At 69.5% G+C, this 11571-nt stretch carries 12 protein-coding genes; 9 read left to right on the plus strand and 3 right to left on the minus strand.

The features are described 5' to 3' along the window. Window positions 1–43: 43 nt before the first annotated feature. The 3 genes from groL to JS531_RS00320 form a co-directional block, all read right to left on the minus strand. A complete protein-coding gene (gene groL / locus JS531_RS00310; protein ID WP_214311051.1) occupies window positions 44–1669 on the minus strand; it encodes a chaperonin GroEL in 1626 nt (541 codons plus the stop codon). Window positions 1670–1976: 307 nt separating this feature from the next. Then, window positions 1977–2180, minus strand: a complete 204-nt coding sequence (locus JS531_RS00315) for a cold-shock protein (protein ID WP_214311053.1) — start codon at window positions 2178–2180, stop codon at window positions 1977–1979. Window positions 2181–2391: 211 nt separating this feature from the next. Further along, window positions 2392–3078 (minus strand): LytR C-terminal domain-containing protein, encoded by a 687-nt coding sequence (locus JS531_RS00320; RefSeq protein ID WP_214311055.1) that lies wholly within the window; start codon window positions 3076–3078, stop codon window positions 2392–2394. Between the two features lie 144 nt (window positions 3079–3222). On the opposite strand from JS531_RS00320, the gene JS531_RS00325 reads away from it, so the two are divergent. The 9 genes from JS531_RS00325 to JS531_RS00365 all read left to right on the plus strand — a co-directional run bounded on the left by JS531_RS00325 (window position 3223) and on the right by JS531_RS00365 (window position 11428). Next, window positions 3223–3924, plus strand: a complete 702-nt coding sequence (locus JS531_RS00325; RefSeq protein ID WP_214311063.1) for a uracil-DNA glycosylase — start codon at window positions 3223–3225, stop codon at window positions 3922–3924. A gap of 66 nt (window positions 3925–3990) precedes the next feature. After that, window positions 3991–5061, plus strand: a complete 1071-nt coding sequence (locus JS531_RS00330) for a MoxR family ATPase (protein ID WP_214311065.1) — start codon at window positions 3991–3993, stop codon at window positions 5059–5061. Next, on the plus strand, window positions 5058–6011 hold the full coding sequence (locus JS531_RS00335; protein WP_214311067.1) for a DUF58 domain-containing protein: 954 nt from the start codon (window positions 5058–5060) through the stop codon (window positions 6009–6011). The genes JS531_RS00330 and JS531_RS00335 overlap by 4 nt, the downstream gene beginning before the upstream one ends. Continuing rightward, window positions 6008–6547, plus strand: a complete 540-nt coding sequence (locus JS531_RS00340) for a peptidyl-prolyl cis-trans isomerase (RefSeq protein ID WP_214311069.1) — start codon at window positions 6008–6010, stop codon at window positions 6545–6547. Before JS531_RS00335 ends, JS531_RS00340 begins: the two co-directional genes overlap by 4 nt. After that, a complete protein-coding gene (locus JS531_RS00345; RefSeq protein ID WP_214311071.1) occupies window positions 6544–7608 on the plus strand; it encodes a VWA domain-containing protein in 1065 nt (354 codons plus the stop codon). Before JS531_RS00340 ends, JS531_RS00345 begins: the two co-directional genes overlap by 4 nt. Further along, on the plus strand, window positions 7605–8633 hold the full coding sequence (locus JS531_RS00350; protein WP_214311073.1) for a VWA domain-containing protein: 1029 nt from the start codon (window positions 7605–7607) through the stop codon (window positions 8631–8633). The genes JS531_RS00345 and JS531_RS00350 overlap by 4 nt, the downstream gene beginning before the upstream one ends. Continuing rightward, the gene (locus JS531_RS00355; RefSeq protein ID WP_221343560.1) at window positions 8630–9244 is read left to right on the plus strand and encodes a DUF6466 family protein; all 615 of its coding nucleotides are present in this window, start codon (window positions 8630–8632) and stop codon (window positions 9242–9244) included. Before JS531_RS00350 ends, JS531_RS00355 begins: the two co-directional genes overlap by 4 nt. A gap of 224 nt (window positions 9245–9468) precedes the next feature. Further along, window positions 9469–9795 carry a hypothetical protein gene (locus tag JS531_RS00360; RefSeq protein ID WP_214311075.1) on the plus strand — a complete coding sequence of 109 codons (327 nt, stop codon included), beginning with the start codon at window positions 9469–9471 and terminating at the stop codon, window positions 9793–9795. Window positions 9796–9817: 22 nt separating this feature from the next. Beyond that, window positions 9818–11428, plus strand: a complete 1611-nt coding sequence (locus tag JS531_RS00365) for an alpha/beta fold hydrolase (protein WP_214311077.1) — start codon at window positions 9818–9820, stop codon at window positions 11426–11428. The last annotated feature ends 143 nt before the right edge of the window (window positions 11429–11571 follow it).

The following is an 11571-nucleotide window of genomic DNA, read 5'->3' on the forward strand; positions in this document are numbered from 1 at the left end:
TCCGTCCTGCCCATCGGCTTCGGTTCGACGGGAGTCCCGCCGATCAGTAGCCCATGTCGGCGCCGGCGGCCGGGGCGGCGGCCTTCGGCTCCGGCTTGTTGGCGACGACGGCCTCGGTGGTCAGGAACAGGCCGGCGATGGAGGCGGCGTTCTGCAGGGCGGAACGGGTCACCTTGACCGGGTCGGTGACGCCGGCGGCCAGCAGGTCCTCGTAGGTGTCGGTGGCGGCGTTGAAGCCCTCGCCGTCGGGCAGGGAGCGGACCTTGCTGATCACGACGTCGCCGGAGACGCCGGCGTTCTCGGCGATCTGCTTGATCGGGGCCTCGATGGCGCGGAACACGATGGCGGCGCCGGTGGCCTCCTCGCCGGTGAGCGAGGTGACGGCCTCATCGGACTCGGCCTTCTTGGCGGCCTGGACGAGGGCCACGCCACCGCCGGGCAGCAGGCCCTCCTCGATGGCGGCCTTGGCGTTGCGCACGGCGTCCTCGATGCGGTGCTTGCGCTCCTTGGCCTCCACCTCGGTGGCGGCGCCGACCTTGATGACGGCGACGCCGCCGGCCAGCTTGGCGAGACGCTCCTGCAGCTTCTCGCGGTCGTAGTCGGAATCGGTGTTCTCGATCTCGGCGCGGATCTGGGCCACGCGGGCGTCGATGTCCTCCTTGGAGCCGGCGCCCTGCACGATGGTGGTCTCGTCCTTGGAGACGATGACCTTCTTGGCGTGGCCGAGCACGGAGGTGTCGATGGAGTCGAGCTTGAGGCCCAGCTCGTCGGACACGACCTGCGCGCCGGTCAGGATGGCCATGTCCTGCAGCATGGCCTTGCGGCGGTCGCCGAAGCCCGGGGCCTTGACGGCGCAGGACTTGAAGGTGCCGCGGATGTTGTTGAGGATGAGGGTCGGCAGCGCCTCGCCGTCGACGTCCTCGGCGATGATCAGCAGCGGCTTGCCGGACTTCATGACCAGCTCGGCCACGTGGACGACGTCCTGCTGGCTGGAGACCTTGCCGGAGGTCAGGAGGATGTACGGGTCCTCGAGCACGGCGGTCTGGTCGTCGGCGTTGGTCACGAAGTACGGGGCGATGTAGCCCTTGTCGAAGCGCATGCCCTCGGTGAACTCGAGGTCGAGGCCGAAGCGGTTGTTGTCCTCGACGGTGACGACGCCGTCCTGGCCGACCTTGTCCAGGGCCTCGGCGATCTTCTCGCCGACTTCCGGATCGGCGGCGGAGATGGTGGCGGTCGCGGCGATCTGGTCCTTGGTCTCGACGTCCTTGGCGGCGGCGATGAGCTCCTTGACGATGACGTCGGAGGCCTTCTCGATGCCGCGGCGCAGGGCGATCGGGTTGGAGCCGGCGACCACGTTCTTCAGGCCCTCGTGCACGAGGGACTGGGCCAGCACGGTGGCGGTGGTGGTGCCGTCGCCGGCGACGTCGTCGGTCTTCTTGGCGACTTCCTTGACCAGCTCGGCGCCGATGCGCTCGTACGGATCCTCGAGGTCGATCTCCTTGGCGATGGAGACGCCGTCGTTGGTGATGGTCGGGGCGCCGTAGGACTTGTCCAGCACGACGTTGCGGCCCTTCGGGCCGAGGGTGACCTTGACGGTGTTGGCGAGCTTGTCAAGGCCTTCGAGCATTCCCTGACGGGCTTCCTCATCATACGCGATGATCTTTGCCATGGTTTGATGTCCTCCAAATGGCTGTGGGTAACCGATGTCCACCCGTGGGACCGCGGGTGACGCACCGCCGTCAGCTGCGGTTTATCACTCTCGACCTCCGAGTGCTAACTGCGACATTAGCACTCGGCGTCCACGAGTGCCAACATCCGCCGGGATTTGCGCTCATGGCATGAAGCCCCGGACCGGGAACAAGGCGTTTCGGGCATGAAAAAAGCCCCTTCATACCGACCGGGGCGACCTGAGGTGTCCGAATCCTCAACCTCACGAACAGATGCACGTTCTTCAAACGGCTTGGGCGGAGCCGAGATCACAGCTTGGTGACCTTTGTGGCCTGCATGCCCTTGGGACCTTTCTCGGCCTCGTACTCGACCTGGTCCCCTTCATTCAGGGTCTTGAAACCCTCACCCTGGATGACGGAGTAGTGGACGAACACATCATCGCCCCCACCCTGAGGGGTGATGAAGCCATACCCCTTGCCATTGCTGAAGAATTTCACCGTTCCTTGCGCCATGTTGCACTTCCCTTGAGCTGTGTGTGAGCTAGCTGTACCTCTCCCGACACGGAGGGAATAGAACAACCACACCGCGCTCCCCCCGCCTCGCGACTAATCGGACAGTATAGCGACGCCCCCTGCCAACGACAAGAAACCGTTCACGAAACGGCTCCTCGCCATGGACAGGGGGCGTCGAAGCGGTGCGGGCGGACGTCGCCGCATGCCGCGGTCAGCTCAGCAGCACCACCACGACGGACGACGACAGCCCGCTCGCCTGCTGGACGTTCGAAATGCCCAGCGTATTGGCCACGTCCTGCGCGGTGGCCTGGTCGGCCGCGTCGGCGTACCACACCACGGTGGCGCTCGGCAGGGAGCCCTGGGGGTTGGCGGCCACCACGTTCGTGTAGCCGGCCTGGTCGAGCACGGTCTTCTTCGACGCCGCGTAGCCGGAGGTCCTGGTGCCGTTGATGATCCGCACCGACTTGGTCTTGTCCGGCTGGGCCGCCTGCTCCTGCGCGGCCTGCTCCTGCTGGGCCTGTTCCTGGGCCGCCTGCTCCTGCGCGGCCTGCTGGGCGGCCTCCTCCTCGGCCTTCTTCTTCGCGGCGGCCTCCTTCGCCGCCTTGGCCTTCGCCTTCTTCTTCGCCGCCGCCTGCTTCGCCGCGGCGTCGGAGGAGGACGAATCGGAGGACGACGAGGACCACGGCATGCGGATGTTGCCGGCCTCGCCGGAGAAGTACCCCCAGGCGCCCCAGCCGCACAGCGCGGCGACGAGCACCACGATCACGAACGGCATGAACCGGGCCGCCGCCGAACGCCTGCCGCGGTGGACCCCGGAAGGACCCTTGGGGGGATTGTCGAACGCATCCGGCTCATAGGAGTCGAAATCGTCCTTCTCGCGGTTCTCACGCTTCGCCATGCTCGCGACCTCCTCGCAACGTCAAACTACACCGAGTGTAACGTCAGCGCTTCCCAGCCGCCATGGCCGGCGCGGTGCCCGCACCGTATGCGCACGTCCGCCGCCGTGGCGCGCGGCCGCCCGGCACGGGGTACAGTGGGGCGCATGAGTGAGATCAAACCGCTGCGCGACCTCGTCGAACCGGGATGGGCCGAGGCACTGAGGGACGTGGAGCCGCAGGTGCACCGCATGGGGGATTTCCTGCGTGAGGAGACCCGGGCCGGCCGGCCGTGGCTGCCCGCCGCGCACAACATCCTGAGGGCGTTCACCATCCCCTTCGATTCGATACGGGTGCTCATCGTCGGACAGGACCCCTACCCCACCCCGGGGCACCCGGTGGGGCTGAGCTTCTGCGTGGCCCCGGACGTGCGGCCGCTGCCCAGGAGCCTCGTCAACATCTATCAGGAGCTCGTGGACGACCTGGGCGTGCCGATGCCGTCCAACGGCGATCTGACGCCCTGGACCGAGCGCGGCGTGCTGCTGCTCAACAGGTGCCTCACGGTGGGTGTGGGGCACCCGAACTCCCATCAGGGCAAGGGGTGGGAGCAGGTCACCGAGGCGGCCATCCGCGCCCTGAACGCCCGCGTGGACCCGGCCACCGGCAGGCCGCGCCCGCTGGTGGCGATCCTGTGGGGCCGCAACGCGCAGACGCTCGAGCCGCTCCTCACCAATGCGGCCATCATCAAGTCCCCGCATCCGAGCCCGATGTCCGCCGCACGCGGCTTCTTCGGGTCGCGCCCGTTCTCCCGCGCCAACCAGGCGCTCGAGGCGATGGGCGCGGAACCCGTCGACTGGCGTCTGCCCTGACGTCCCCTCCCCGTTCCGGTTGCGCGGGAGGCGGAACCGTCACCGCGCTTGGTTACAGTGGGGCGCATGGCTATTTTCCCTCCGAAACCGCAGATGCCCCCGCAACCGGGCGCCGTGCGCGTGCCCGCCCCCACGGCCGCGACCGCGCTGAGCCCGGACGACGTGGCCAGGGCGGCGGCCCTGGCGGACCGCATCCGCGCCCGCTTCGCCCTCACGCTCGTCGGGCAGGACAATCTTCGTGAATCCCTAATCCTCACGCTGGTCGCAGGCGGCCACATCCTCATCGAATCGGTGCCCGGACTGGCCAAGACCACGGCGGCGCAGACGCTCGCCACGTCCGTGTCCGGCACGTTCAAGCGCGTGCAGTGCACGCCCGACCTCATGCCGTCCGACCTGGTGGGCACGCAGGTGTTCGACTTCGCCTCGCAGCGGTTCGCCACGCAGATCGGCCCCATCCACGCCAACTTCGTACTGCTCGACGAAATCAACCGTTCGAACGCGAAGACCCAGTCCGCCATGCTCGAGGCGATGGCGGAGGGCGCGACCACGATCGGCGGCGAGCGCATCCCGCTGCCCCGCCCGTTCATGGTGATCGCCACCCAGAACCCCATCGAGGAGGAGGGCACGTTCGCGCTGCCCGAGGCCCAGATGGACCGTTTCATGATGAAAGCCGTGATGACGTATCCGACCGCCGACGAGGAGCGCCGCATGCTGGCGCTGCTCACGCGTCGCGGCTCCGATGTGTTCGACCCGGCTCAGCTCCCCGCCGACCAGGTGTCGATCAGGGACGTGGAGTTCCTGCGGGCGTGCGCCCGCCGGGTGCATGTGTCCGACGCCATCCAGCGTTATGCGGTGGATCTGGCGGCCACGTCGCGCGGCGCGGGTTCGCATCCGGTGCAGGGCCTGGGGTCGCTGGTGCGTCTGGGCGCCTCGCCGCGCGCCTCGATCGCGCTGGTGCGCATCGGCCAGGCGAACGCGTTGCTCAAGGGGCGCGACTACGTGGTGCCCGAGGACGTGAAGGCGGTCGTCCATGAGGTGATGCGTCATCGCATCGTCCTCACGTTCGAGGCGCTGGCCGACGGCGTGACCGCGGACCAGGTGGTAGACCGCATCGTCAAGGCGGTTCCCGTTCCATGATCGGCACCCGTTCCGACGATCCGGTCAGGGCCAGGATCGAGGCGCTGGGCACGCGGCTGAGCCTGCCCACCGTCCGCAGGGCGCTGGGCGTGATCGAGGGCGAGCACGGTTCGCGCCGCGCCGGCGGCTCGGACGAACTGATGGACGTGCGCGCCTACGAGCCCGGCGATGAGGCGCGCCTCATCGAATGGAAGACGAGCGCCCGGCAGGGCCGCCCGATGGTGGTCCGCCGCGAGCGCCTGGTCACGTCGCGCGTATGGATGATGCTCGACGTCGGCCGCGAGATGACCGGGTCGTGCGTTTCCGGCGAACGCGCCTTCGAGGTGGCGGCGAACGCGCTGCGCATGTTCGCCGCGTTGTCGCTGCGGCGCTCGGACGACATCTCGCTGGTGCTGTCCGATGCGGCGAGCATCACGCGCGTGCCGTTCAACGGCGGGTTCCCCCAGTTCGAGCGGGTGCTCGACGAGGCTCTGGACCGGGACTGGTCGCAGCCGCGCAACATCGATGCGCTGCTGGCGTACGCGCGGCGCATCAGGGACCGTGACGCGCTCGTCGTCATCGCCACGGACGAGCATGCGCTGGACGATTCCCGGATGAAGGCGCTGCGGTCGGTGGCGCGCACGCATCCGCTCGTCGTCATCGACGTGGCCACCGTGAACCCGTTCGCCGCGGCACGGTCGCGCGAGGTGCTGGACGGGGCCGGACGCCGGCGACTGCCGGCCTTCCTGGCGGACCCACGCGCCGCGGCGCAGGTGGACACGCACCGCGCGTACATGGCGGCCGCGCTGCGCCGCGAGATGGACCGCGTGGGAGGCCATGTGGTCCGGGCCGATTCCAGCGAGGCGATGTTCGACGAGTTCGTGCGCCTGGTCTCGCGCGCACTGGCCGGCTCGGGCCCGTCCGGCCCCCGCATGATGGGCGCCGCGTCCGGCGTGGGAGGTGCCGCATGATCGCATTCGCATCGCTCAAGGCCGCCGGCGCGGCGCCGGTCGGCCCCATCGACCTGACGGGTCCGCTGATCGCCGTCATGGCGGTCGCGCTGGCGGCGTGCGTGGCGTTGGCCGTGGCCGTCCTGCTGCTGTCGCGGCCGCGGCGCGCACGGACCGCGCCCGTCCGCCGCGGCGCGCACAGCGCCGACGCGACGGGCAAGGCGCAGTGGCGCGCCCGGATCGACGACGTGGTGGAGCGCCACGCGTCCGGCGCGCTGAACCGGGAGGACGCGTTCGCGGAACTGGCCGCGGTGGCGCGCGACTTCGCCTCCGTCTCGTCCGGCCGCGACCTCGCCTCGCATACGCTGGCCGACCTGCGGCGCGAGGACAAGGGCGTGTCCGGACGCGGCGGCATCGACCTGCTGCGCATGACCGTGGCCGCACTGTATCCGCCCGAGTTCGCCGACGCCGCGGTGAACGCGCACGCCCGCGACGTCTCCGTGGAGGAGGCGGCCGGCTGGGTACGCAATCTTGTGGAAAGGTGGGGACGACGATGAGCCTGTCCTGGCAATGGCCGTGGGCCGCGGCGGCGGGGGCGCTCGCGGCGGCCGGCGTCATCCTGCTCGTCGTGGCGCTTTCGCGGCGCCGGCACGGCGGTGACGACGCGTTGAGGGCGTTCCATCTGGACGACGACCTCAACACGGAGCGCGCCTCGAGGCTGTTCCGCACATGGCGCGCGCTGAACCGGCTGGCCGTGCTGCTGCTGGCGTGCGCGCTGACGCTGGCATGCGCGCTGACGGCGCGTCCGTCGTCGGTGGATGCCGGCGAGGAGCGTTCGGCCACGCGCGACATCGTCCTGTGCCTCGACGTGTCCGGATCGACGCTCCCCTATGACCGGCAGGTCATCGAGACGTACCGCGACATCGTCGCCAACTTCCAGGGCGAACGCATCGGCATGAGCATCTTCAATTCGACCTCGCGCACCGTCTTCCCGCTGACCGACGACTACTCGCTGGTGACGCGCCAGCTCGACGCGGCGGCGAAGGCCCTCAAGGGCGTCGAATCGCAGGACGACATCGACAAGATGAGCGACGCCGACTACCAGCGGCTGTCCGACTGGCTGGAAGGCACGCAGAACCGCAAGGACACGACCTCGCTCATCGGCGACGGTCTGGTCTCCTGCGCGGCCATGCTGCCCGGATTCGCCTACGGGACGGCCGGGGGCGACGGCTCGACACGCTCCCGCGCCGCGTCCATCGTGCTCGCCACGGACAACGTGGTGTCCGGCACGCCCACATACACGCTCGAGCAGGCGCTGGAACTCACCGCCAAGGCGAGGATCACGGTGGACGGCCTGTTCTCCGGCCCCCGGCAGAGCGAAGGCGACGAGACGACCACCCGGATGAAGGACCTCGTCGAATCGCATGACGGCGTGTTCCTCACGCAGTCGGACGGCACGTCGGTCGAGGCGCTGGTGCGCGACATCGAATCGCGCAGACGCGCGCAGAGCGAGACGGCGTCCAAGGCGGCCGTGACGGACGACCCGGCATGGTGGACGGCGGCCCTGCTCGCGGTCGTCCTGATCTGGCTGGCTCTGGCCTGGAGGTTGAGGAGATGAACGCGATGACACTGTCCCCCATCTTCGGATGGCCCGTGGGAGGCGCGCTCGCCGCCGTGATGGCCGTGGCGGCCGTCGTCGGCGTCGTCCGCCATGCGCGCGGCGCGGCCGGCGACGAGACCGCGACGGCCTGCGTGCGCCGCACGCTCGTCTGCCTGCTGGCGGCGGTGATGGCGCTGTGCCCGTCCGTCGTCTCGTCCACCACGTCGCGCGCTGTGAACGCCACCGACGTGGTGGTGGCGGTGGACGTCACCGGATCCATGGCCGTGGCCGACGCCACGTACGGCGCGGACCAGGGGATCACCCGTCTCGAGGCGGCGAGGAAGGCCGTGGACGACCTCACGGAGCTCTATGGGGACGCCAGCTTCGCCGCACTGCGGTTCGGCGCGTCCGGCACGCTGGACGTGCCGCTGACGCCCGACGCGCCGGCCATCCGCAGCTGGGCCTCCACGCTGGCGCCGGAGGCGACCAGCGTGTCCGCCGGATCCTCGCTCGACGCGCCGCTCGACCAGCTGGTCACGACGCTCAAGGACATCCGCGACCAGCATCCGGACGACGCCGTCGTGCTGTACGTCATCACCGACGGCGAGCAGACCTCGGCGAAGGCCCGGCGTTCGTTCTCCACGCTCCGCGGCTATCTGGACGACGCGTTCACGGTGGGCGTGGGGTCCGTCGAAGGCGGCAACATCCCGAAGATCGCCGACGGCGTGTCCGGGGAGACCGGGACCGACGGCCAGGAGTGGGTCACCGACCCCGACACCGGCGAACCCGGGGTGTCGAAGATGGACGAGACGAACCTCAAGGAGATCGCCGACGAAATGTCCGGCACGTACCTGAAGACCTCGGCCACGCAGACGCTCGCCACCGGCCGCTCCGCCAAGGCGTCGGACCGCTGGAAGGTGACCGAGACCACGAAGGAGCGCACCCGCATGACCCCGGTGGTCTGGCCGTTCGCCATGGCCATGCTGGCCCTGCTCGCCTGGGAGGCGGGGGCCTGGATCGCACTGTCGAGGAGGTTGATATGAGCGGACACACGCATGACGCCGGGAGGAAGACCCGGCAAGGGGGCGCGACGCGGCCGGCGGCCCGTGCGCCGTTGGGCGTGCGCATCCTGCTGGCCGTGCTGGCCGTGGCCGCGCTGGCCGTGACCGGCGTCGCCGCCGTGAACCTGGTGGCCGTCAGCCGGTTCAACCAGGCGACGGCGAACCTCACCACCAATCTCACGTCCGCGGACGGCGACGACGCCGACTGGGAGGCGCTCAGCGCCGGCCAGCGGCAGACCGACGCCCAGTTCGCCGACGCCGGGGCGCTGGGCTTCCTGCTGCTGCCGCAGGTGCGCGAGGCGGTCGACACGAACGCCCGGATCTCGGCGACGCTGACGAAGCGCACCGTCAAGGAGGCGGCCAAGGCCTCCGGCAAGGCGACGTCCGCGTCGAAGGACGCCGCGGCATCGCAGGGCGGCACGAACGCGAAGAAGGGCGGCGGGCTGACGGCCGAACAGAAGAAGCAGGTGGAGGACCTGCTCAAGGCCAACCAGCAGTCCACGCCGTCGCAGGATTCCACGACCGGCGACGGCGATTCGTCCAAGGACACGACGGGGTCGACCACGACGACGCAGACGGCGAAACCGTGGTGACGGGCGGAGCCGCGTCGCCTGTCCGTCCACGGACCCGTCGATGAGCATCCGGGGCGGGCGCCGGGCATGTCCCGGCGCCCGCCCCGTCGCATATCCTGCGGAGGATGCCGTTCCATGAGACGTCATCGTTAAGAGTCTTGACGGATATGTGGATAACCGGGGCTCCGACCACAAGGCCCCTCCGGGGTGGACGCCGCCCTCCCACGTGGTGTTCCATGGGGCGCATGGACACCACACGACACCGCACGCGCGTCATGCGCCGGCTCACGCTCTCCCCCACTCCCCAGGAGTTCGGCTCCATGCCGGAGCCCATGTTCGGACAGACGGCCTGCCGCTGCCACACGGTCGTGGCGGACGGACGGGAACGGATCTCCCGGCTCGCCTCATCCACCGCGCTCGTCACGGGAGCCGTGCGCGAGACGCTCGCCGGCTGCCGCGGCATCACATGGGACGGTCCCGCCGCCACATACTTCCGCGGGTCCGTCAACACGCTCGCCGCCCTGATGGACGAACACGACGACGACGCCCTCGCCGCGGCGCGGATCGCATGACCCCGATACGAAGGAGCCCAAGATGAACTGGCAGGTCACCTCGCAGATCCACGGAGGACATCAGTCCTCCCCCGCGACGATGGAGGAATACCGGACCCTCGCCGCCGCCCTCGACGACGCCGGAGGAAAACTCATCGCACAGGCCCAGGCCTGGTCGCAGGCGGCCCTCGACCTCGGCTCCGAACGGTACAGCGTGCCGTTGTGCACCACACTGCAGACGGGCATCCCGCACACGGCGCCGGCCGACCACGCCACCCTCCCCTACGTGAGGCTCATCGCCGCATGCCAGCGCCGAGCCAAAGAGATGTCGGACTCGGGATGGAAGCTCAAGGGCATGGCCGATCTCGTCACCAGGGCGCAAAGCCTGTACGCGGAGGCGGAACGCACCGTCCGGCGGGGCATCACCGAGCTGACGCAGGCCGGAACCCAGCTGCGTCCGGGCTGGGCCACCTACATCATGGGCGCCCTCGCGGTGGGCGGGCTCGTGGGCAGCTGGGTGCACGAGGGCGCTCCAAACCTCGCCACGTCGTCATGGGCCACCGCGCCGTTCCAGCAAGGGTATCTGAGCGGCATCGGCTCGATGATCGCCGGCGTCGAGATAGGCAAGGGCGTGGTGCATACGGACGAGGTGAACCAGGCGGCGGAGAAGATCGGCCGGTTCAGCGCGCCGCTCAAGAACCTCCTGCAGGGCGTGGAGCTGCACCTGACGCGCGTGGAGGCGAACGCCCCCGTGGTGCGCGAATCGAGATCGGTGTCCGAATCGTTGGAGAACCTGCGCAGACTCGGCGAGGAACGGCTCGGCAAGATCGACCTCGATTCGGGGCTCACCTACGCCACCATCGCGGTGCAGCGATACGAGAAGGCGGATGGCACGAACGCGTGGCTGGTCACCATCCCCGGCACCGACGGCTCCTTCGATTCGCCGTTCGGGTGGGAGCAGAACGTCGAGCTCATGAGCGACGACGCGGAACGCAGGACGAGGGCGGACAGCGCGCGCATGGTCGTGGAGGCCATGGAACGCGCCGGCATCGGACGGGACGAGCCGGTGGCGATCGTAGGCCATTCGCAGGGCGGCATCGTGGCCGCCGCGATCGCCTCGGACCAGTCGGAACGATTCGACATCCGGCATGTGGTGACGGCGGGCTCCCCGATAGCGAACCATCCCATCCCTTCCAAGACGTGGGTGACCGCCATCGAGATCAAGGACGAGCTCGTCGCCTCGCTCGACGGCGCGGACAATCCCGCCACGGAGCAGTGGATGACCATCCAGGGCACCGTCATGCCCGCGGACGAGCCCGTATACCCCACGCTCAACGACGACGGCTCGTGCACACCGGCGACCGGCACGAACGTCCGGGGACTCAGCCCCTATGCCGGCACCCCGGTGGCCGATCCGAAGGAGACGCAGGAGCTGAGCCACTGGCTCAAATACCATCAGGCCGCCTACCGCAACGCCTCCGACCTCGGATCGCCGGCGGTGGTCGCGCACGAGGAGCATTTCGCCGACGTCATCGCCGGCGAGCTCAAGGAGACCCAGTACTACGAGGGGCGCATGCGGATGTGGGGCGACTACGGGCCGAAGGAGCGCATCACCACGGTCACCTCCGGACAGACCGCGCCGTCGTCCCCGTGAGCCATGCCGAGGCGACGGGCCCCGCGACGGAGCCGAAGGACACGCATATCCAGCGGACACTCAGGAAACATACGGGACTTCTTGCCGCATCGCATGCCATGACGTCCAGCGGGCGGCAAGGACGCTCCCAAGCGGGAGTCACA

The organism is Bifidobacterium sp. CP2 (assembly GCF_018555635.1).
In the GTDB taxonomy this organism is placed as follows: Bacteria; Actinomycetota; Actinomycetes; order Actinomycetales; family Bifidobacteriaceae; genus Bifidobacterium; species Bifidobacterium saguinibicoloris.